The organism is Chamaesiphon sp. (genome assembly GCF_041737865.1).
Lineage (GTDB): Bacteria > Cyanobacteriota > Cyanobacteriia > Cyanobacteriales > Chamaesiphonaceae > Chamaesiphon.
In genome coordinates this window covers 1-22,764 of the sequence record NZ_JBGSQZ010000167.1, presented here as the reverse complement: position 1 = coordinate 22,764, position 22,764 = coordinate 1, and the positions used below count along the sequence as shown (strand labels likewise).

Annotated in this window: 20 protein-coding genes and 1 pseudogene; 13 read left to right on the top strand and 8 right to left on the bottom strand. The window is 47.1% G+C overall.

Going from position 1 to position 22,764, the window contains the following annotated elements; genetic code table 11:
• Positions 1 to 89 precede the first annotated feature (89 nt).
• Genes ACEW9J_RS12745 through ACEW9J_RS12735 form a run of 3 tightly spaced genes read right to left on the bottom strand, consistent with a single transcriptional unit; the run spans position 90 to position 2,346 of the window.
• Positions 90 to 1,115, bottom strand: a complete 1,026-nt coding sequence (locus tag ACEW9J_RS12745; RefSeq protein ID WP_373545494.1) for a chemotaxis protein CheW — start codon at positions 1,113 to 1,115, stop codon at positions 90 to 92.
• A gap of 43 nt (positions 1,116 to 1,158) precedes the next feature.
• Positions 1,159 to 1,587, bottom strand: coding sequence for a PleD family two-component system response regulator (locus ACEW9J_RS12740; RefSeq protein ID WP_373545493.1), 429 nt, complete (start codon positions 1,585 to 1,587; stop codon positions 1,159 to 1,161).
• 24 nt (positions 1,588 to 1,611) lie between these two features.
• Positions 1,612 to 2,346 carry a hypothetical protein gene (locus ACEW9J_RS12735; RefSeq protein ID WP_373545492.1) on the bottom strand — a complete coding sequence of 245 codons (735 nt, stop codon included), beginning with the start codon at positions 2,344 to 2,346 and terminating at the stop codon, positions 1,612 to 1,614.
• A 161-nt stretch (positions 2,347 to 2,507) separates the two neighbouring features.
• Between ACEW9J_RS12735 and hisB the strand changes: the two genes are divergently transcribed.
• The 5 genes from hisB to aqpZ all read left to right on the top strand — a co-directional run bounded on the left by hisB (position 2,508) and on the right by aqpZ (position 7,781).
• Positions 2,508 to 3,152, top strand: coding sequence for an imidazoleglycerol-phosphate dehydratase HisB (gene hisB, locus ACEW9J_RS12730; protein WP_373545491.1), 645 nt, complete (start codon positions 2,508 to 2,510; stop codon positions 3,150 to 3,152).
• Positions 3,153 to 3,271: 119 nt separating this feature from the next.
• Positions 3,272 to 3,412 carry a hypothetical protein gene (locus ACEW9J_RS12725; protein ID WP_373545490.1) on the top strand — a complete coding sequence of 47 codons (141 nt, stop codon included), beginning with the start codon at positions 3,272 to 3,274 and terminating at the stop codon, positions 3,410 to 3,412.
• 326 nt (positions 3,413 to 3,738) lie between these two features.
• Complete coding sequence (gene nirB, locus ACEW9J_RS12720) at positions 3,739 to 6,267, top strand: nitrite reductase large subunit NirB (protein WP_373545489.1); 2,529 nt, start codon at positions 3,739 to 3,741, stop codon at positions 6,265 to 6,267.
• Positions 6,268 to 6,360: 93 nt separating this feature from the next.
• Entirely contained in the window at positions 6,361 to 6,714 is a 354-nt protein-coding gene (gene nirD, locus ACEW9J_RS12715; RefSeq protein ID WP_373545488.1) for a nitrite reductase small subunit NirD, read from the top strand.
• A 260-nt stretch (positions 6,715 to 6,974) separates the two neighbouring features.
• Positions 6,975 to 7,781: an aquaporin Z gene (gene aqpZ / locus ACEW9J_RS12710; protein WP_373545487.1), complete on the top strand. Its 807-nt coding sequence runs from the start codon at positions 6,975 to 6,977 to the stop codon at positions 7,779 to 7,781.
• A gap of 20 nt (positions 7,782 to 7,801) precedes the next feature.
• Here the strand turns inward: aqpZ and ACEW9J_RS12705 are convergent, their stop codons facing one another.
• The 3 genes from ACEW9J_RS12705 to ACEW9J_RS12695 all read right to left on the bottom strand — a co-directional run bounded on the left by ACEW9J_RS12705 (position 7,802) and on the right by ACEW9J_RS12695 (position 11,286).
• Positions 7,802 to 8,695 (bottom strand): alpha/beta fold hydrolase, encoded by an 894-nt coding sequence (locus tag ACEW9J_RS12705; protein WP_373545486.1) that lies wholly within the window; start codon positions 8,693 to 8,695, stop codon positions 7,802 to 7,804.
• 151 nt (positions 8,696 to 8,846) lie between these two features.
• Complete coding sequence (locus ACEW9J_RS12700) at positions 8,847 to 9,524, bottom strand: hypothetical protein (protein WP_373545485.1); 678 nt, start codon at positions 9,522 to 9,524, stop codon at positions 8,847 to 8,849.
• 133 nt (positions 9,525 to 9,657) lie between these two features.
• On the bottom strand, positions 9,658 to 11,286 hold the full coding sequence (locus ACEW9J_RS12695) for an ArnT family glycosyltransferase (RefSeq protein ID WP_373545484.1): 1,629 nt from the start codon (positions 11,284 to 11,286) through the stop codon (positions 9,658 to 9,660).
• A gap of 464 nt (positions 11,287 to 11,750) precedes the next feature.
• Between ACEW9J_RS12695 and ACEW9J_RS12690 the strand changes: the two genes are divergently transcribed.
• On the top strand, positions 11,751 to 12,935 hold the full coding sequence (locus tag ACEW9J_RS12690; protein WP_373545483.1) for a DUF58 domain-containing protein: 1,185 nt from the start codon (positions 11,751 to 11,753) through the stop codon (positions 12,933 to 12,935).
• 119 nt (positions 12,936 to 13,054) lie between these two features.
• On the top strand, positions 13,055 to 13,681 hold the full coding sequence (locus tag ACEW9J_RS12685; protein ID WP_373545482.1) for a hypothetical protein: 627 nt from the start codon (positions 13,055 to 13,057) through the stop codon (positions 13,679 to 13,681).
• Between the two features lie 420 nt (positions 13,682 to 14,101).
• Here the strand turns inward: ACEW9J_RS12685 and purM are convergent, their stop codons facing one another.
• Complete coding sequence (purM, locus tag ACEW9J_RS12680; protein WP_373545481.1) at positions 14,102 to 15,130, bottom strand: phosphoribosylformylglycinamidine cyclo-ligase; 1,029 nt, start codon at positions 15,128 to 15,130, stop codon at positions 14,102 to 14,104.
• Positions 15,131 to 15,976: 846 nt separating this feature from the next.
• On the opposite strand from purM, the pseudogene ACEW9J_RS12675 reads away from it, so the two are divergent.
• From ACEW9J_RS12675 to ACEW9J_RS12650, 6 genes and pseudogenes are all read left to right on the top strand, one after another.
• Positions 15,977 to 16,297, top strand: a pseudogene (locus ACEW9J_RS12675) (septal ring lytic transglycosylase RlpA family protein); the annotation flags it as partial.
• Positions 16,298 to 16,880: 583 nt separating this feature from the next.
• Complete coding sequence (locus tag ACEW9J_RS12670; protein ID WP_373545480.1) at positions 16,881 to 18,137, top strand: septal ring lytic transglycosylase RlpA family protein; 1,257 nt, start codon at positions 16,881 to 16,883, stop codon at positions 18,135 to 18,137.
• A gap of 163 nt (positions 18,138 to 18,300) precedes the next feature.
• The gene (locus ACEW9J_RS12665) at positions 18,301 to 19,554 is read left to right on the top strand and encodes an MDR family MFS transporter (protein WP_373545479.1); all 1,254 of its coding nucleotides are present in this window, start codon (positions 18,301 to 18,303) and stop codon (positions 19,552 to 19,554) included.
• 174 nt (positions 19,555 to 19,728) lie between these two features.
• Positions 19,729 to 20,763, top strand: coding sequence for an anthranilate phosphoribosyltransferase (gene trpD, locus ACEW9J_RS12660; protein WP_373545478.1), 1,035 nt, complete (start codon positions 19,729 to 19,731; stop codon positions 20,761 to 20,763).
• A 104-nt stretch (positions 20,764 to 20,867) separates the two neighbouring features.
• On the top strand, positions 20,868 to 22,277 hold the full coding sequence (locus tag ACEW9J_RS12655) for an MFS transporter (RefSeq protein WP_373545477.1): 1,410 nt from the start codon (positions 20,868 to 20,870) through the stop codon (positions 22,275 to 22,277).
• 73 nt (positions 22,278 to 22,350) lie between these two features.
• Entirely contained in the window at positions 22,351 to 22,494 is a 144-nt protein-coding gene (locus ACEW9J_RS12650; RefSeq protein ID WP_373545476.1) for a hypothetical protein, read from the top strand.
• Between the two features lie 68 nt (positions 22,495 to 22,562).
• Here the strand turns inward: ACEW9J_RS12650 and ACEW9J_RS12645 are convergent, their stop codons facing one another.
• Positions 22,563 to 22,724, bottom strand: a complete 162-nt coding sequence (locus ACEW9J_RS12645; protein ID WP_373545475.1) for a hypothetical protein — start codon at positions 22,722 to 22,724, stop codon at positions 22,563 to 22,565.
• Between the last annotated feature and the right edge of the window lie 40 nt (positions 22,725 to 22,764).

Sequence of the window (22,764 nt, the reverse complement as noted above, 5' to 3'; positions counted from 1 at the left end):
GTTAGTTGGGAACATAAAGTTTGTCAATTGCAATAGTTAATGATAGAGAATGAAATTAAAACACAAGAACTATATTTAGTTATGAATATTTAAGTTACACTTTTTGATAAAAATTCGCCTTCGACTAATTCCTGAATTTTGACTAAATACAGCAATCTATCAGTATATTTGGTGACGCCACGCAGATATTTGCGTAGTTGACTGGTACTGGCGATCGGGAGCGCATCAATCTGTGTATTTGCTAGATACAAGACATCAAATATCCGATCGACCCCAATGCCAACTTGGAAATCGTCGATCTGGACGACTACCACTTCTTGGCGAGGGGAAGCGGGAATTTGCAATACTGTCCCTAGCTCTAGTAATGGCAAAATTTGCCCTCGCCAGTTGATTTGACCTAAAATTTGGGGCGGTGCAAGTGGTACTGGTGAGAGCGCAAATCGATCGAGTGTATCCACATCGACGATGAGTTGGAGTGGCAGTCCAAAGTAATCGGTACCAATTTGGACGACTAAAACGCCCGTATCTGTCTCGTCGGTCTGAGTCTGAATGACTGATATCTTGAGCTGGCTGGCGCGAGTGGCAAAGGTGGCGCGTTCGGCGACTGTAGCCTGGGCACAGCAACGATGATAAAAGTCAGCACCAGCAGCCAGGGGTGGCTCGTGGCGATCTAGAGCGGCGATCGCATCTGGCTCTCGCATCAATCGATCGAGATCGAGGCAAGAGACTAGATCTCGATCGCTCTGGGCGATGCCGATGATAAAGTTACGATCGATCGGCGATTGACGTTGGATCAGATCGAGATCCAAGGGCTGAGGGTCGATCGATCGAACATCAAATACTTCATGAGCAACGATGCCCAGATAAGTGCCTTGACACTCCACCACAATGACTCGATCTGTGACACTACAGCCGGAAAAACTCCAGCCAAATCGCAAATCTAAGTGCATCACAGGCACCATTCGCGATCGCCAATTGAAGATCCCGATAATATCTGCTGGAGTGGTGGCTAATGAGTACAACTCAGGCAACCAACAGATTTCTCTGACAAACCCCGTATTAATTCCATAGAGGGAGCCGTGTAGCCCAAAGATCAGATTTTGCTTATCTGACATGATGTATATAATGTGTATTGAATTACATTAGGTGCTGGACTTATCATTGAATATGCCCACGCTTGGTGTATCGATCGACAATTGCAATCAATTTTTCATCATCTAGCGGTTTGGTGAGATATTCAGTTGCTCCCACCATTTCTGCTAGTGCCCGATCGTAACTCTTGTCTTTGGCTGTCAGCATGACGATCGGTAACTGGGTAAATTTGCTCATGCGCCGGAGCGTTTGACACAGCTCGATCCCATCGATACCGGGCATCGTCACATCCAGCAACAGCAAATCCACAGGCTGTCGAGCCAACAAATGCAGGGCACTCATCGCATCATTCGCCAGTAGTACCTCAAACCGCTCGCTCAACGCCCGCTTGATCCGAGTTTGGACGATCGGACTATCATCTACAGACAAGACGATCGGCAATTCTACGGGGACTAGGGACTCCATCGAGATATCGGCAGGCTGCTGAGACTGCATCCAACCCATCTGTGCCCATTGTGCCTAGGAACGGGCGACTTGAAGCGGATCGCGATCGAGCGCAGTCGCGATATCGACGATCGTTCTGTGCCCATCAAACCACTTCTGAGCGTGTTGCGCGATCGCTTTTTCGGCGATTTTGGCGGACATTGCCGCAGTCAGTGGGAGTGGAACTGCGGCAATCCCCGGAATTAGATTCCCGATCTTGCTCCAATATTGTTGGCGGGTATTGACACTCATCATTAACTGTTGCCAGTTCAATCCAGATCCCGTCGCACCAAGATAGAAGTCAACTTCCAGCTGGTGGCTAAATCGATATTTCCCACCAAAACCGATCGCCTGTTCGAGTGCAAATACTGCTTGTCCTTGCGCCCACGTCTCGATCTGTTCCCACGTCAGGAGTTGTTTTTTCACCAAAAATGCTAACAGTTCGCGACTTGAATGAGGAGAGACTAATTGTTGGATCAGCCACCCCTCGATCGATTGTGAATATTCTGGTTTAAACTTTTTGACAAGTATTCTAATCAACTCACCGCGATCGATTAATTTATTACCCCCGTAGGTAATTTCTCCCCGATACCAAATCAAGACTCGCTGCCAATATCTTCCTGGCTGTAGTTCTACTTCCAACTGGAAAGTACCACTTACCTGCTGTTGGCGAAAGGATTCTATTAACCGCGCGAGATCCTGTGATTGATAGGGAATTAGTGGTAATGTTTCCCCTGGTATCAAGACATCACCCATCGACATTCCACTCATCTACCGATTCCATTGCATCTGAAGATTACCTTCTCTATGATTCCCAAATCTTTGCCAGAAGTTGCAAGGGGGGATGGTGGATAGTGAATGGTGGATGGTGAATGGTGGATAGTGGCTGGAGTGATAGAATAGATGACTAGACCATCAGCCTCAGTAGCTATATGTCAACAGCGACTCAAGCCAGCACCACTCCCTTAATTCAGCATCATAGCTCATCACATCGCACCGCCACAGTCCATCGTCAAACTGGTGAAACAGATGTCACCGTTACGATCGATCTCGATGGTACTGGCATCTGTCACGCCCAGACAGGGATTCCCTTTCTGGATCACATGCTCCACCAAATTGCCGCCCACGGCTTATTCGATCTCCAGATTACCGCCACCGGAGATATCCACATCGACGATCACCATACCAATGAAGATGTCGGAATTACCCTGGGGATGGCTCTTGCCAAAGCTCTAGGCGATCGCAAGGGCATTGTCAGGTTCGGTCATTTTGTCGCCCCTCTAGACGAAGCCTTGGTACAAGTCGCACTAGATTTTTCCGGTCGTCCCCACCTCAGTTATGGCTTGGAAATTCCCACTCAGCGAGTAGGTACTTACGATACTCAGCTAGTCCGAGAATTTTTTGTAGCTGTCATCAATCACAGTCTGATGACGCTCCACATTCGCCAATTAGATGGCATCAATTCCCATCACATTATCGAAGCTACTTTCAAAGCTTTTGCCAGAGCCATGCGGATGGCCACCGAACTAGATCTGCGTCGGCTGGGGACTATCCCTAGTTCTAAAGGAGTACTGTGAACAGTTGATAGTTAATAGTTAAATATCTATGCTATTAATAATTTTTTGAAAATAGAAAACTTACAATTAGTAGGAGCGAAGATTAAACCACTTACCTTAAAAAGGTACGGATGTAAATCATGCGAATTGCCACCATGTTAGAACGGTTCATCGGTTATTTTTCCGATGCGGCCGAGCGAATATTCGGACTCGATCGTAATAAATATCCTGCAACTGGTGTTCAACCTTTTGAAGGAGAGATTAACAAAAAGCATCATTAATCGATCGGCTCAGACGAAATCTAAGTAACTGAGCATCATTGAATCTAAAATATGACTAGATGGTGGACGGTACCATAGGGTGGTTACTGCTGGGCGAACGAATCGTCCATTCCACTGTCTAGTTTTTAGACAATTCTCTCCAGGCTTAATGCAATTAATTTGACTGAGATCGTCATCGACGCCAAAAGATCGACCCAAAACAGGATTAAGATGATGCGATCGCTGAATATTTTGAGCATTTGTGTATCAACGGAGACAAACTAAAATTGTAAATCTGCATAGCCTTGTATAAACTTGGGTTTATTGTAGCTATAGGCAGCATTGGCATGACAAAGCGGTTAGTGACGATCGGGAACGGCATGGTCGGTCATCGGTTCCTCGAACAGATGGCGGCAAAAGGTGCAGACTGGGAGCTGATCTGCTTTTGTGAAGAGCCACGGGTAGCTTACGATCGGGTCAATCTCAGCGGTTACTTTGCAGGGAAGAGTGCTGAAGATTTGTCACTTGTCGCACCGGATTTTTATCAAGACAATCATATTCAGGTACACGTCGGCGATAAGGCTATCAGTATCGATCGAGCAAATAAGACTGTCACTTCGGCAAAAGGGGTGACGATTAGTTATGACAAGCTGGTGCTGGCGACTGGCTCCTATCCATTTGTACCGCCGATTAAAGGTAACGATTTACCTGGTACTTTTGTCTATCGGACGATCTGCGATCTCGAAGCAACCGCAGCGTATGCCAAAGACTGTAAAGTTGGGGTGGTCGTCGGTGGTGGACTACTAGGCTTGGAATGTGCCAATGCACTGCAAAATTTGGGACTAAAGACGCATGTAGTAGAATTCATGCCGCGTCTGATGCCCGTACAGGTAGATGACGCTGGTGGGGCGGTATTGCGCCAGAAAATTGAAGATTTGGGGATTGGCATCCATACGGGTAAATCGACGACGGAGATTGTCGCCGACGAGCATGGGCGCGTTCACAAAATGCAGTTTGCCGATGGCACTGAATTGCTGACTGATACGATCGTCTTCTCGGCAGGAATTCGTCCTCAGGATGAGTTGGCGCGTCAGTGTGGCTTGAAGATCGGCGATCGAGGTGGCATCGCGATCGACGATAATTGTCAAACATCCGATCCTGATGTCTATGCGATCGGTGAATGCGCTCTCTACAATAATCAAATTTTTGGGCTAGTTGCCCCTGGCTACCGGATGGCCGAAGTCGCCGCAGATCGTCTCTGTGGTAGCGAAACAAATAATTTTACGGGCGCAGATATGTCCACCAAATTGAAGCTATTGGGCATCGATGTAGCTAGCTTTGGAGACGCATTTGGGAAGACGGCTGGCGCGAAAGTAATTGCGATCGATGATGCTGTCAGTGGTACTTATAAAAAGCTGGTAGTCAACCAGGACGGTAGCCGTTTATTAGGTGGTATCCTCGTCGGCGATGCGACTGTGTACGGTACCTTACTTCAACTGATGCAAAATCAGATGGCATTACCGCCCCATCCAGAGGATCTGATTTTACCGCCGCGCAGTGGGGCGACAATGGCGATGGGAGTCGAACAACTTCCAGATACCGCCCAAATTTGCTCGTGTAATAACGTCACCAAAGGTCAAATTTGCACCGTAATTCAAGCGCAAGAACTGCGCGATATCGGTAGCGTCAAATCTTGTATAAATGCCGGAACGGGCTGCGGCGGTTGCATTCCGCTAGTTACCGACTTACTCAAATCCGAACTCAAAAAAGCCGGAATCGCCGTTAATAATCACCTGTGCGAACACTTCGCCTTCTCCCGTCAGGAATTATATAGCTTAGTTCGATCGCAAGACATCCACACCTTCCAACAACTACTCGATCGACATGGTACCGGACGCGGCTGCGAAATCTGTAAACCAGCAGTCAGTTCGATCCTCGCCTCCGCTTGGAATGACCAAATTCTCGACGCACCCCACGTCAGCCTCCAAGATACCAACGATGCCTTCCTCGCCAATATTCAACGCGATGGTACCTACTCAGTTATCCCCCGCATCCCTGGCGGCGAAATCACCCCTGAAAAACTCATCGTACTGGGTGAAGTCGCCAAAGACTTTGGACTCTACACCAAGATTACGGGCGCACAGCGGATTGATTTACTCGGTGCAAGGGTAGACCAACTGCCCCTAATTTGGCAGCGGCTCGTGGCTGCTGGCTTTGAATCTGGACACGCTTATGGCAAGGCTCTACGGACAGTCAAATCCTGTGTGGGAAGTACCTGGTGTCGATTTGGAGTACAAGATTCGGTCAGCCTCGCGATCGAGGTAGAATTACGTTACCGTGGACTTCGCGCGCCCCACAAGTTCAAATCCGCAGTCTCTGGTTGTACCCGCGAATGTGCGGAAGCTCAAAGCAAGGATTTTGGCATCATCGCCACCGAAAAAGGCTGGAACCTATATGTATGCGGCAATGGTGGTATCAAACCCCAACACGCTCAACTCCTAGCTGGCGATTTAGATAAAGAGACATTGATTCGCTATATTGACAGGTTCTTGATGTTCTACATCCGCACTGCTAACCGTTTAGAGCGGACAGCCACATGGTTTAATAAACTCGAAGGCGGAATGGAATACCTTCAACAGGTAATCATCCACGACTCCCTCGGCATCGCCGCCGAATTAGAAGCGCAAATGGAGCATCAGGTAGCCACCTACGCCTGTGAGTGGGATGCTACCCTCAAAGATCCAGTCAAACTCCAACGCTTCCAACACTTCGTTAATAGCGACGCACCCGATCCTAATATTGTGTTAATTGAAGAGCGCGGACAAAAACGTCCTGTGTTTGAACATGAGCGACAATTGTTAGAGATCGATCGTTAGAACATCGCAGACATCGAATCCGCACAATAATTTTGTAGGGGCAATCCCTTTTGGTTGCCCTTAGTCGATGCTTTTTAACAAATCACAAATTTCATGTCACAAACAGAATCAATTCAGCCAACTCAAAAGTGGACAACGATCTGTCCCCTAGAGCGAATTTTACCAAACACAGGCGTTTGTGCTTTAGTAAACGATCGACAGATCGCCGTATTTAGAGTTGGTGAAGGGCTGGATGTCTACGCGATCGACAATTACGATCCCTTTAGTAAAGCATACGTTTTATCGAGAGGTATTGTCGGCGATCGCCATGGCATTCCCAAAGTCGCATCACCGATCTACAAGCAAAATTTTAGTCTGTTGACAGGCGAATGTTTGGACGATGTGACTGTAAAATTACAGACTTTTTCCACTCAAGTTGTCGATGGACAAGTTCAGGTTAATGCTTAATCGAGATCGTCAGTATCAATATAGACTAAAACGGGCTGAAACTTACCGTAGCTTCGCCACAGAAGCTCCTACTGCTAGATCGCTGTAGGAGAATACCAGCATCGATTGTCATCGACGAACGATTCAACGTGGGTACCGATGTTAGTAGCATAAATCTACGCTCTGAAGCTAAAACATTACTAAATGTTACGCGGTAGGGATCTAATTGGATTTACCCATGACAATGATCGTAATTCCTACCGTAAATGTAGTAGACAAGTATGCCTTTAACAAAACGTTGTATTGCCGAATTTTTTGGTACCTTCTGGTTGGTACTCGGCGGCTGTGGTAGTGCTGTACTTGCAGCAGCTTATACAGATCTTAGTGCTCAAGCGGCACCTGACACCAAGATCGCCGCAGCTTCCTTAGGGATTGGCACCATCGGGGTGTCATTTGCGTTTGGGTTGACAGTCTTGACGATGGCATATGCGATCGGACATATCTCTGGTTGTCATCTCAATCCCGCTGTCTCTTTTGGCTTGTGGGCTGGTAAGAGATTCCCAGCATCGGAATTATTACCTTATATTATCGCTCAAGTCGGTGGGGCAATTGTGTCAGCATTCCTGATTTACATCATTGCATCCGGTAAGACTGGTTTTGCATTCGCAGGAAGTAATCCGCTAGCGACAAATGGGTTTGGTGTTCACTCGCCCCAAGGATATAACCTGTTATCTTGCTTTATTGCTGAAGTTGTGATGACATTTATGTTCTTGCTAGTAATATTAGGTGCTACCGATCGCCGAGCACCTCAAGGTTTTGCACCGATTGCGATCGGATTGATGCTAGCACTAATTCACCTCATCATTATCCCCGTCACCAATACATCCGTGAATCCAGCTAGAAGCACAGGACCCGCTTTGATAGTAGGACTAATAGGTGGAAAAATGGAATTATTTGGGCAAGTATGGCTCTTTTGGCTTGCACCTATTTTGGGCGCGATCGCGGCTGGATTCTTCTACAATGCAATCTTGGAATCATCAGATGTCGGTCAAAGAAATTCAGATCCACAAGTTAGTGGAAATCTGTAAGTTATTCAAGATTTAAAAATTTATTTTTTAATTGGAGCGATCGGTATTATCGCTCCGATTTTTAATGCTGTTAGAAAATCCAAAACTAATCGATTGAATTTAGCCGGATACTCTAGATAGGGATGATGCCCACAATTGGGAAATATCTCTAATTGAGAATTAGGCAACCCTTCAACAGCAGTATAGGCATGTTTGACAGGAATAATTCGATCGCACTCTCCCCAGATAATTAATGTTTTCTGGGTAATCCGAGCTAGACTATCAACGATCGGTTGATAAACCTCAGCCCGAACACCAGCTAAATTAAAATTACTTTGTCCGAGCCTTAGAATCACCTGATTTCGCCCTGGAATCGCAAAAATTGGGTAGCGAAACTCGATCCATTCTGGAGGTAGTCGATCGGAATTGTGAAAATTAGATTTTAACATCGCTGGAATCATCCAGCGTCCTGGACGTAGCAAATTAACGATCGCAGGTAAAGTAATCAACCGAATTCCCATACTAATTTCTCGACCCAATCCCATACTATCGACTAATACTAATTTGTCTACACGATCGGGATATAATCTGGTAAATTCCAAAGCTACACCACCTCCCATCGAATTGCCGATTAAAGTAGCCGAATCGATCGCCAACGCAGACATGAAGTCATGCAGGAATTCGGCTTGATAACCCAGTGAATAAGAGCCATCGGGATAGTCAGACTTCCCAGAACCCACCATATCAAAAGCATACACCTGGTGATGTTGAGCTAGAGCGGCAATATTATAGAGCCAAAACTCGATCGATCCATTCCCGCCATGTAGCAAGACGATTTTACTCCCACGATCGCCCATTTGCCAATAACGAGTATTCACACCATTGACAGCAACATACAGATCTGGTGGTGGCGTAACCGATGAATGAGTAGACATGGATGATCTAACAGTTGATAGTTGACAGTTGACAGTTGACAGCGAACAGTGCGTTCTTGGGCTTTGCCCAAGTGAAGCACCTTTTCAAGAGAGCGATTCGCCACACGTAGGGTTTAGCGCACCAAGCAAGCGAATCAAGACAGCGAAATTTTTAGGTAGATAATTGCTCGATGACTTGTTGATTGCACCATGCTACCGATCGATCGGGGTGCTTGCTTTTGGCTTTGGATAACAGCCACTGAGCTTGGGTACTATCTCCACCACACAATCCCACTAATTCTGGTGTCGGATTTAGTGGTTCAGCAGGTGCAGATCTCGGCTGGAGCGCGTCTTGCTCGGTAAATTGACTACGTGTGTTTACAGCTCCATCTGCTGCCAATGAGCGTTCTTTTTTCATTAGTAGATGGTATCTTTGCATAGCATCGATCCCAATCCATAAATAGTACAGCGCGTAAATTTTATATGACAGCGCACCAATCCTGGCAGAAATCCCCAAAGACGTAACTCCAATCGTCAACAACGCGTGGAGCGCACCCACGACAGAGTATCCAAACATCAGTCTGCTACACAGTACATTGTATCGAGAGATGCCATAGCCCATCCCAAAGATAAACAGTACTTCCAAAGTCCAGTAATACCCCGATCCCGATTGATTTACGCTACCTCCTGATATATTCGCCACGAACGTACCTACCAGCCAAGCGGCAATTACGGCGACTCCGGTGAAGACGGTGAGTAGCTGTGCATTCCTAATTTGCTTGCGAGCTGTTTCGACAGCTATCAGATGCTGAAAATCGACCAGCTTTTCTTGTGTGGTAGCGGAATCCATAGAATTGTTGAATGAGGTTGCTCTCATTAACATTCACCAAAAGTAGCTAGAAGCGATCGAATCTAAGCCAGAATGTTCGATCGTGTCCGATCCTCGTTGTGTAGGGGCAATGTGGGGGCGAGGGTAGATCTGATTAATTCCCATAGGGACGAGGAAATGCTCTGAGCATAGTTTGGGCTTGATAAACACTAAAGGTTTCCACTACTTCGCCCCCCCGACGGATCGGGATTTCACCTAATTTTATGATTTTTTTGAAATAGCTCGGATAGCGATTTTTAGCATCTAGATCGACTTCAAAAGTTTTGGTACCCAAATAGATGGCATTTTTACCGATCCATTGCTTTGGTTTCGACCAAAAAGCAAAACCACGCGGATCGGGATCGAGACAAGTGAGGGGTTTGTGAAAGATAGGTTCGATCGCCATGCCGATTTGTCCGCCCAAATAGTAGCGATTGGTAAAGACAAAATCTGCTTTCTTCAACGCGAGATTTAATTTATTATTATTGACAAACCCTTGCCGGAGCTGCTGAATATCAAAGATTTGGGTAGAATTGTCAGTTTTGATTGGCAACAATCCAAATATTGACGACTTACCTGGAGTTTGGAATGCACCCAGCGCAACATGAGACAGCGCGATCGAGAGTAATAATAGAATTACCGCGATCGATCCAAAAAACCAGCGATAAGGAATGCGTGAATGAGCGTAATGGCGGTTAATTGAGATCCGTTCGGCGAGTAACATTGTTGCCGACCAATATCCAGGCATCTTCCAAGCAGGTAGAATCTGTTGATAGCCAGAAATAATCGTAAATCCCAAGATAGATGGTAATGAAAGCCATAATAATAAGCTTCTTTTGTCTAATTCCCACTCACGATCGCCCGATCGATTACTAGGATATTGTTGCCATTTAAAATTCCGCAGTTGTTGGATCGTCGAGCGGACAACCGCCCACAATAATGGAAACCCAAAAGTGGGAAATAGATACAGCATCTCAACCAAGAGGGTAACTACAACTCGCTCGATCTGATAACTACTATTGGGCACAGCACGTTCTGATTGAAACCGAAAAGATACCCAATCATGGCTGATATTCCAGTACAGTACTGGTGAAATTGTCAGTAAGAAAATAGGGATACCAATTAAGAACCAACGAGAGCGGAAAGCGCGACGGTAATGTGGATTAAACAAACAAAACCCAATCAAACTAAAGCCTAAAATAAAGCCATGATATTTACCCAAACATGCCAATCCAACAGTCAAACAGAGCAACGTCAATCGGAAACTTGGTCGATAGACGCGATAGTCAAAAAATTCTTGGGTAGCCAACCATAGAGATATTGCCCAGAAAAATAATAGGGGCGTATCGGGAATATTCAAGATCCCAAAAGCAATCTGAAAGATCGGAATTGCTGAGGCGATCGCGAGTGTATTAATGGCAAGTTGCAGCGTGTATAATCTGAGCGCAGCTAAATAAAGAAAAATTAATGAGCCAGTGTAGAACAGTAATGTCCCAATCCGAATTGTGAACTGAGAGACTTGCCCAGTCAACCACACCCCAATCCCTGTAGTAAAAGCAACAAGTGGGGGATGATCGAAATAACTCCAATCGGGATGAAGAGTATAGAGATAATAATAGGCTTCATCAAATCCTGGATTGAGCCAGATTGAGATAAATAATCTTACTAAAAAGCCAGCCAGTAAGATAATTATCGCTGTTCGATGGTAATAAGCCGAAACACTCTGATAAAGTTGGATCGCCATGAATACTTCATACGGTGGACAGTGGATCGATCGCTGTCAATTGGCACCAAACCTATTGATGCGATCGGCAAGACAGTGATGTTAGAGGCTGTTTGAAAAGTATAGATTTAATCCCCCCAGCCCCCTTAAAAAGGGGGAGTAAGAGTCAAAGTCCCCCTTTTTAAGGGGGATTTAGCGGCGTTTTTATTCGGGGGAAACCCCCGAATAAAAAAACGACAAGACAGGGGGATTGATAGCCTACGCTTGTAACAAATAAAACTTTTCAAACACCCTCTTAGTGCTGGTGCAGCTTTGGGAAAAGACAATTACCGTAAATTGTCGTCATACGTAGGGCACATAGATAAAAATCTTACCGCGTTTGGGTAGATTCGGATCGATTCTGCTTCAGAGGCGACCTCAACGATTATTCGTGGGTACTCTAAATAGTATCAATGGCTAATTTCGATCGCTAAATCTAAATCCTCATGCTCAACCGTATTACAAACTGGCTGGAAACTAACTGGGCAAATCCCGCCTATGCTGCATGGTTGTTGACGATCCTGACAATTTGCTTCTTTGGCGCGGCGACGAATACGATGGCTGGCTGGCTATACGTGTTGAGTGGCGTAGGAATGGCATTACTAGGAGTGGGCGCAGTTTTACCCGCTCGATCGATTAGAGCTATCACCATCACCCGCGAACCAATTTTGCCAGTTACCGCTGGGACAGAATTAGAGATCGCCCTGACTATTCACAATCCTACCCAACACTTACAAGCTTTGTTTCAAGTTCAGGATCTCACGACATTACGCAGGTTGAATCCGCCTGTAACGACGGTAGAGCAAGTTTTACCTCAAAATAAGTATCGATGGGTATATCGCATGGCTACCGAGCAGCGGGGAGTGTATCAGTGGGAAAAAGTTGCGATCCGTAGTGGTGCGCCGATCGGGTTATTTTGGTGCCAACGATTTCGGCAAGTCCCGGCGATCGCTTATGTATATCCCCAAGCACTCAAACTCGATCGCTGTCCACTCATAGACGAGATGGGGAGTACAGATAGATCGGATCGACAGTTTTCCAATCGTCATCTCGAATCAGCCAATGAGGGGATAACTCGATCGTTGCGTCCATACCGTTATGGCGATCCGATGCGATCGATTCATTGGCGCACGAGTGCCCGATATGGCGAGTTTCAGGTCCGCGAACTCGAAATCGATCGCGGCGGACAAGATCTGATTATTTATCTCGACAGTGGGGCAAATTGGAATGCAGCCGACTTTGAGCAAGCCGTCATTGTGGCTTGTACGCTGTATTTCTATGCTGATGCCCGTCTCAATGTCAAACTCTCAACTGCGGGAACTGGTCTAATTTCTGGCACACAGCGAGTTCTAGAAACCCTCGCCGCAGTCCAAATGGCAGAACCCGCACAGACACAAATACCATCAGTCCCCGTAATTTGCCTCACTAGTCAACCACAACAAGTAGAAACACTTCCGGCTGGTAGTCGCTGGATCTTGTGGACTCAGGAGCGATTTACCCCTACTGGAGCAGGGATCGCGATCGATCGTAGCCAACCATTGCAACAACAGCTTAGTAGTCTCAATCTCGCCAGCAACCGTGCAGCCGTCGATACTCGATCTCCTTCAAATCAAAATCCCCACTTAAATTAAACCGCACAAACTAGCACAATCCGAGCTTTTGGCGATTGCCTTCACCAGACGACAGCGTAACGACAAAGACCAAAAATATCCGTTGTCACGATTGACTTTCAACTCTCAACCGATCTATCATGCGTCAACCATCAAGCAGTAAAATTCAACTTACGAGTAAAGCCGATCGGCTGCAAGTAACGATTCCGGCACGATTTCGACCCGATCGCATTGCCACACATCAACTCGGATTGGCTGGTGGTGTAGACTTGCTCGTTTTGGTACTAATCGTCCTCACGATTTACATGTCAATAAAGCTGACAAATCCCAGTACGGAAGCAGGAGTCAAGATTGGGTTGGGGGTGGGTTTGATGTTTGTGCTACCAGCGACATTTTTCTTATTAAAAACCGGATTGCACCTATCATTCGATCTAGCTGATAAATTTCTATCAACAACACTCGTGACGATCGATCGTCATCAATTTACCTTATCTGAGCATCTCTACGGATTCGATCGCGGTCGTCCTAAACACCTCAAAACCAAGGAAATCAGTCAAGTCATCGTCGATAACTACCAGCATCCCGATCTAGAAGTCCCCAAAGTCAGTCTATTGCTAGAGCTACGTCAGATCGATCCGATCCGCATCCTCAGCACCGGACAAGATCTCACCGAGCGCGAAATTAAATGGCTAGCCATAGAACTCAGCAACTGGCTCGGCGTAAATCTCATCACCGACGAAATCGATTTGGAGGAGGGTAGGCTTTAGGCTTTAGGCTTTAGGCTTTAGAGGGTAGGGGGTATTTGGGGCTGTTGGGTTTCGCCTTGCTCTACCCAACCTACAGATACGTGTACTATGAATCCAAAGTCCAAGCACCAATGCGAAGCGCGTTACGCTACCAACAATCTAACCCTTACGCAGGGGAGTTTGAGGGGCGGCGTTCCGCCTCACAACGGGGGGTCTGGGGGTCGGAGCGATTCGCGCTCCTCGGGTTTCCCGAGGGTCTAGCGAATCAAGACAACCCCCAGATCCGGGTTTTGCCCACACCAAGAAAATCGCCACCCACAAATTCTGTTCGTTTACCGCTCTGCTTAGTACAAATAGTCACCTTAACAGGGATAAGCTCTAGAGGGTAGAGGGTAGCGCACACCGTCGGAAAACGACGGTGCGCGAATCACTGTCAACTATTTAACCAGGTATCCCAATCAAAGATCGATCGCCAGCAACCACAGTCCCAATCGCATAGCTAGAAATCCCTTGGGACTTGAAAAACGCAATCGCTTTACCCACCGCCGCCGCTGGGACAATAACTACATATCCAATCCCCATATTAAAAGTATTGAACATATCTACAGGTGCCACATTTCCCGCCTCAGCCAACCATTGAAACGCCGCCGGAATCTGCCAACTCTGAAGATCGATCGCGATCGAATGGTTAGCACCTAAACAGCGCGGTAAATTTTCGGGTAAACCACCGCCCGTAATATGCGCCATCCCATGAATGGGCAATTGTTGCTCGATCGCTGCTAAAATCGGCTTCACATATATTTGAGTGGGAGTTAGATACACAGTCCCCAGATTTTTCCCTTCCAAGCGACTGGGAGCATCCTCCCACCCATAGCCGCCATCGCTGACAATCTTCCGTACCAGACTGTAGCCATTACTATGAATACCACTGCTAGCTAAGCCGATCGCCACATCACCGATTTGGATCTGCGAACCATCAAGCATCTTGCTTTTTTCAACAATTCCCACGGTAAAGCCAGCCAGATCGTACTCACCTAATTGATAAAATCCTGGCATCTCCGCAGTCTCACCACCCAAAAGCGCGCAACCAGCTTGACGACAACCATCGGCAATTCCGGCTACTACCTGCGTAAGTTGGGTAGAGTTGAGTTTGCCAGTTGCCAAATAATCGAGGAAGTATAGCGGTTCGGCACCGCACGTCAGAATATCATTTACGCACATTGCGACTAAATCGATCCCGATCGAAGCATGATTGTCTAATTCTTGAGCGATTTTGAGCTTGGTTCCTACTCCATCTGTACCCGATACTAGGACTGGCTGCTGGTAGCCAGATGGCAGCTCAAACCAGCCGCTAAAGCCACCGAAACCGCCTAAAACTCCTGGGCGATGGGTGCTTTGGACGAGGTTTTTGATGTTTTCAACAAACGCCCTCCCCGCTACCACATCGACACCTGCTTGTTGATAATCCATATCTGACCCCGTAGACGATCGGCATAGGCATTTTACAGCGATCGCTTTACCGACCGCAAATCTGGGTTTAGCAATTTAGCTTTTTCAGCAGCCAGTTACAGCATGTTGTCGTTCCCTGCTTTGCCTCTGTCTCAGGAGAATCGCCGAGATCTTGTCGATCCTCACATCTATCGATTAGGCATTGATGATTCACCTTTCACCATCCACCGTTCACCATCCACCCCTACATTAGATGTCTAATTTGTCACAGTTCAGCGAGTAACGATCGAATCTAGTCTTTTGATTTACAGATTTAGTCGCCATCGACATGAATTTAATAAATTTTTAATAAAAAATTTGTAAATATCTCAACCCTGTCAACCCTATTTGGACTGAATAAATATTTGAATAATATATACAAATAAATGTAACATATCATTTTTCCTGATTTAAAAATGCTGGTGGTCGCATTGCTCAAAGCTGGGGTTGGTGGGGATCGCTCGGACTTTTGGGACTCGATCGTCATTTTTTGGGAACATACAAAACTCGATTTGTCAAGGATATAGAACAATATTTTTATAAAAAACTTCGTGTTATGGTAGACCAAACGTTCCTCACACCGAGGTGAACACGGAACAAGTATGAGCTAGCAATCGGTGAATTATCCCTGAAAATATGGTAGATCCGAGCTAAATCTCAAAGATAAAAACGTTTCACAATAGGCATATGAATTACCAAACTTTGACTGGATTAACTGCTCTGGTAGCAACGCTGACAATCGCAACAGCAGCCTCGGCGACAACATCAGTCAACTCCACTCAATCTCATGTTTCAGTCATATCAAAACAGTCGATCGCTCAAGCTGTCGGGCAAGCTTCTTTTTACGGCGGCGGAGCAAATGAAGGTGGCCCAATGACTGCAAATGGCGAAAGATACAATCCAGGTGGTTTGACTGCGGCTCACCGCACTTTACCTTTTGGTACCAGAGTCCGTGTGACAAGTCCAAATACTGGAAAATCCGTTGTAGTGCGAATCAACGATCGCGGGCCATTTATCGGCGGACGGGCGATCGACCTTTCGATCGGTGCCGCACGGGCGATCGGTTTGACCAGTTATGGTGTCGGCACAGTCCACATGGAAATTTTAGGTGGTGGAGAAGGTCGTCGTCAAGGTCGTCGTAGTCGTTAGATAGATAATCGATATCAATGTTGTAAATCAGGATTTATCATTACATCGATCCATACAGTCGCTAATCCAGATCCAACGTTCTTATTTTCTTCCCACCCCGTTCGCGTAGCGTCGGCTCTGCCGAATCGATCCACCAGTCACACTATGCCTACGGCAGGCTACCACCTAACGGACAGCTTTCGCCAACGCCAACGGCTACGCATTGCCTAAGGCAGGCTATCGCCAACAGTGCAAGCCATCTACTCACAACCCTAACCTAATTTGACACTAGAAAAGAGAGTAGTTGAGAGTAATGATGATTCTGAGGGTATATTGATATCTAGAAGCTGTGAAATTGAGTATTGACAGATTAAACAATACTTATTTGTCACTCAAAGCAGGTAAAATTGGTCAATCGGATTTGCCAACCTGTAAGCAGCTAATCGCTACCAGGTCGGTGGATTAGCTGTTAAATGTAGGTTGAGCAAATGTAAGCACCAACGGTAAAGTTCTGCGCGGGTTTGACGTATGGCGATCGCCATCGGCATCACATCGTTGCTACGAGAGCGTCAATTTTACACAATATTGTTTTCCCTCATCAGATATGAATCAACATCGTTGGACTTGTCTAAGCACATTAATCCTGACTGCGGTATTGGCACCGATCGCTCAAGTTCAGGCTAAAGTACCATCCTCAGTAGAAGCTGGCGATAACTATAGCCCTTCACCCCAATCGTTGCCAACGATTACCCCACTGACAGTCTCCGAAATCGAAACTGACGCTGTACTACAAGTAGCGAACCAAGTGGTTCCCCAAGTCAGTAAACTTCCAACCATCGCATCATTAGCCGATCGCCACCAGCAGCGTCAAAAGGCTACACTCATCCCGCTTAGGAATCGGCACCTCGATCGCGCTGCAACTCCCATATCAACATCCATCTTCAATCCCAAGTCCCAGGCTACTAGACCAATTGTCTCAACTCAGAACCCTCTAGGTAACAGCATCAATTCAGCGGCGGCTCCAGTCGCTGCCGTTATGCCACAACCTACTGGGGCAGCCAATCCAGCATTCACATCATTTATCAGTCAAACAGCCACTACGCCTATTCTCGTCGTACATAGCGATCGCGCTCGACCAACGATAATTACTAATTCAACCACCGCTCAGGCTGAGATCGATCGTCTTCCACAACCTCAGCAAACTCTCGCTGCAACAGCGATCGATACATCCACCCCGCGATCCGAAATCATTCCCGTACCGCAAGTTGCACCGATCTTTACTGGTGCCAACAATCGATCGGATCCTCCTAGCTTTGAAGCTGGATTGCCTGTATTTATTTTTGACAATGAGCGACCCCAGCAGATCGTAGCGACTGTCATCGCGCAAATCGATAACGATATCGTCGCCCCAGAACCGAGTATTGCGATTCCAGTAGAGCGACCCAAACGGCAAAATATTCCAGCTCGACGATCGATTCCGGCGGCTTTGGCGCAGCCTATCGAAACAGAAAGCGCAAAAATCGAGCAACCTGACAAAGTACAACCAGCCCTCGACAAAATTGTTGCTACCCATACCGGACAAGCTTCCTGGTATGGCAGTGAAGCTGGTTCCAAGACTGCTAATGGCGAACGATACAATCCTCGCGGTTTGACAGCAGCACATCGGACTTTACCTTTTGGTACCAAAGTCCGAGTTACCAGCATCATAACTGGTAAAGCAGTCGTAGTTCGGATTAACGATCGCGGCCCTTTTCATCGTCGCCGGATGATTGATGTTTCCGCTGGTGCGGCGGAAGCCATCGGTCTGAAAAATACTGGGATCGGGGCAGTCCGGATCGATATTTTGGCACTTGGAGAATAAGTCCGATCGCTTCGCACTAGCCGTGATGGATCGTGCCTACAATTTCAATCGTCGCTAGGGGTACAAATGCGAACACGGACTTTGTTACCCCTAGTAGCGGTTTTTGACCGCTTGGGTTATGGATAGCAACTTGGGTTAAAGTAAAGATGCAGAGTCGATCGAGATGTTGACTCCGCATCCCGATCTTCCCCACCCCTGGCTCGATATGTCCAAGCTACCTCTACAGATTTGGATTCTGGCTTTGGGTCGGTTGCTATCAGAAATTGGTAGCGGTTTCACCCTTTTTTATGCCCCGATTTTTTTCGTGCAGCAAGTAGGACTATCAGCGACATCTGTGGGACTAGCATTAGGCAGTGCCTCGATTTCAGGAATTGCTGGACGGTTGATTAGCGGGACTTATGCCGATCGGTGGGGACGCAAACCAGTCTTATTATTATCTACAGTCGTTTTAGCGATCGCCTGTGGTATTTTCGCAGTAACAAATGATTTCCCGACGCTGATCGCTGGCTGTCTCGTCCAAGGTTTCGGTTTGGGTTTATACTGGCCTGCGAATGAGGCGATCGTGGCCGATCTGACAACTGGGGAGACGCGCAGATTTGCGTATGCGATTACCCGCTTGGCGGATAATGTCGGGATGGGACTGGGGATTATTGCTGGGGGGCTATTGATTAGCTCGACAGGAGCATACCGCAGTCTATTTATGATCGATGGGATTTCGTTTTGCTTTTTCTTACTAACGATCGCGGTTGGGATTAAAGAAACATTACGATCGCAAAAAAGATCCGTTAAATTTTTTGATGGTTATACAACTGCATTACGCGATCGACGGTTATTAGTGTATATTATTGTCAATATTATCTTGACTATATATATCTCTCAAACCCAAACTACTTTACCACTATATTTTAGTGGTTTCGTTACCCAATCGACTACCCGTGGCTTTAATCCTCAAGTAATTAGTACCCTATTTACGGGACATTTACTGATGACGATTGCCTTTCAGCTCCCAGTTCTGAAACTATTACAAAAATTGAGTCACTCTCGATCGTTGATGATTTCCGGTGGCTTTTGGATCTTAGGTTTTGTTTGTATAACTATTACTGGAACGATTAGTAGTTATCAACTTTTGTGGGCGAGTTTAGGCTTAGGATTATTTGCACTAGCGATCGTCGCTTATACTCCTACAGCTTCCGCCCTGATTGCCGATCTCGCGCCATCTTCTTTACGTGGTGTCTATACCTCGATTAATTCGCTCTGTTGGGCAGTCGGCTACGCCATCGGGCCACCATTGGGTGGTTGGGCACTCGATCGATCGACCCAATTTGCCCACAACTTCTGGCTCGGTTTGGCGGCTACCGTCCCACTCGTTTGGGCAATTTTATGGTGGTTAGAAGGATTGATGACAGTTGATAGTTGATAGTTGATAGTTGCACTAGGGTTTTCCTACGTATCGCAAATCGCCATTCACTCACTACCTCGGATCTCTAACTTGTCACTGTAAAGGGAGTAAGATCCAAAACTGATAGTCTCTCAATCTATGAGCTTAAAGACCCAATTATCAATTATCAATTAATTTAAGATCGCCTCCGCCATGTTTACCGAAACCGCCATCTGGTCGCAACTACTCCAACAACTACTCGATCGCGAGTCCTTGAGCCAACCACAAGCTACCAAGCTGATGCAGGGATGGTTGAGAGGTGAGATTCCGCCTGTCCTGTCTGGGGCGATCTTGGCGGCAATAGAAGCGAAAAAAATCACCGCTGCCGAACTAGCTGGGATGGCACAAGTTTTGCAAGCTCCGACGATCGAGCATCCCGTTCCAGTCATCGATACCTGTGGCACTGGTGGGGATGGGGCATCGACTTTCAATATTTCTACAGCAGTGGCGTTTGTTGCCGCAGCAGCAGGGGTAAAAGTAGCAAAACACGGGAGTAGGTCGGCATCGAGTCGCGTCGGCTCTGCGGACGTACTGGAGGCTCTGGGCGTACATTTGTTAGCTCCTGCCGATCGTGTGACAGCGGCTCTAGATACGGTGGGGATTACTTTTCTATTTGCAGCGGGTTGGCATCCCGCGCTGAAGGCTGTAGCACCCTTGCGGCAAGAGTTAAAGATTCGGACAGTATTCAATCTGATCGGCCCACTTGTCAATCCCCTGCGTCCGACGGGACAAATTATCGGCGTATTTTCATCCCATCTGCTGGAAACGATCGCGATAGCAGCAGGTATTTTAGGCACTGGGCAAGCGATCGTTCTCCACGGACGCGAACGCTTGGATGAAGCGGGTTTGGGCGATCTGACAGACTTGGCAATCTTAACTAATGGACAGGTAAAACTCACCAGTATCGATCCGGTAGCATTGGGGCTTACCCCCGCACCGATTACTGCACTCAAAGGTGGCGATGTGACTGAAAATGCCGCGATTCTCACTGCGATTTTGCAAGGTAAGGGTACTCCCATGCAGCGAGATGTCGTGGCACTGAATGCAGCACTGGCTCTCCAAGTGGGTGGGATCGTCCCGATTGGCGAACATCAGAAGTCGATCGCGATCGCCCAAACAGTATTACGCAGTGGTGTCGCTTGGGATAAGTTGCTAGAGTTGGTCGAGTTTTTGGGCAAAAATATCTAAACACCCAGGCTATGAGTATGCCCACGTTTACTGTTGGATAAATATTAGCCAAAGCGGAGCTGTTTGGGTACCCCCAGATGGTAGTGATAATTAGGATCGAAACTATGCCAAGCTGTGGGATAGCTCCCGATCGCTGCGAGGTACCGCCTGTGAATTTTGAATCTGTAGAGGCGATCGCCTCAACCAATCTGGCTGAATTAGCCTCGATTACCTCCAATACAGGAGAGCTGAACCAACTCGCCCCCACAGAACTAGTCAAATCAAAATCGCTCCAGTTAGTTGCGAGTAAAGCCGAAATTAGGACGAGTTTAGAAGCGTCAACGATCGATGGGGTATTTGCGGCGGTATTCTTGAACATCACAAGTGGCGTACTGCTGACGAATTTTTTGCTAGAACTCGGTGCTAATTCCACCGAGATCGGCTTACTCGCCTCGATTCCAATGTTGGCAAATCTGATGCAGCCAATTGGCGCGTATTTTGCCGAACAAACGACGAGCCGACATAGTTATTGTCTGTGGATATATGGGATCTCGCGATCGCTTTGGGTGGGTTTGGCGGTGGCGATTTTTCAGATTGGGCAGAGTAATGATTCACCATTGTTAGTTTTGGTGACTTTAGGCATAGCCACGGCGAGCTGCTTTCTGGGTGCGCTGGGAAGTGCTGCGTGGTTGAGTTGGATGGCGGCATTGGTACCCGATCGATTGCGAGGACGCTACTTTGGGCGGCGCAATAGTGCGGCAAATTTGACTAATCTGATTTCGGTGCCATTGATGGGATTTGCGATCTCTCAGTGGAAAGGCGGTTCAGTTCAGGGCTATAGTTTGGTGCTGATGCTGGGGATTATTTCAGGATTAGTCAGCCTGTGGTTTCAAAATTTTATAGTGGATATAAATCCCCTGACAGGATCGCAATGTTCGATGGCAATTGTTGGCGAATCAGTACCTCAGATCCTGCCGATCGATTGTTGGCAAGACCCCAACTTTCTCAAGTTCCTACTCTACTTCACTTTGTGGACATTTGCGGTCAATCTCAGTGCCCCATTTTTCAATGTCTATTTGCTGAATGAATTAAATCTCGATCTCACTCAAGTAGCTCTTTACAATAGCCTCTCTGCTGGCGCAAATCTGCTGCTATTGATGTTTTGGGGTAGGTTGGCCGATCGAATTGGCAATCGTCCGATTCTGATCGGTGTCGGCATCATGTTTGCCCTGTTCCCACTGCTCTGGTTGGTGACTGGGGATAATTCATTGTCGATCTGGTTCTGGCTGCCATTACTCCATCTCATTGCTGGAGCGACATCTGCGGCGATCGATCTGTGTTCTAATAATCTTCAGATCGATATTGCTCCCCATCCCCATCAGGCTACCTATTTTGGGATCGCAGCGGCGGGTGCTGGCGTCAGTGGGGGGTTGGTACTGCGGCTGGAGGTCTTTGGATTGAATTTGGTTATGGTGGCTTGTTGGGGCTATTTGCTTTGTCTGGGGTGTTGCGGTTGGTGGCGTTGTTGCCGCTGATTTTTGTCCGCGAGGGTTTGTGATGATTATTAAGCCTCATGCGTAACTGCTTGTATCAAGCCAATCGGCAGCGATGTGCACTCCTCGGCTGTGCCGAGGGTTTAGCGATCGAGACAGCGGAACGCCGCCCCTCAAACTCGCCCTTCAGATGGATGTCTGGTGTGCTAGCTTAGAGCGGCGTTCTCTCCACTCTAGATCGCAGTTGGGGGTTACTTAACTAACGTGAGTTTAGGTTAAGGATTTACGTTGGCGGTAGCCTCTTTCAAGAAACACTTACCAGAAAGCTTATGTAGGGCTTGCTGAAGATCTCAGCAAGCCAATCACTGCAAGGGTTTTGAGCCTTTTCTCAGAAATTAAGTGCAAGGTTTTGACGTTGAAAGGCTCAGAACCCTTGCACTCGATCGCCAGATTCAAGCGATCGAGTGAGAATATTTGCAACAAAACCATTTTTTAGCAAGGAGTTCAGGCTTTAGAACAGCATCAGGGA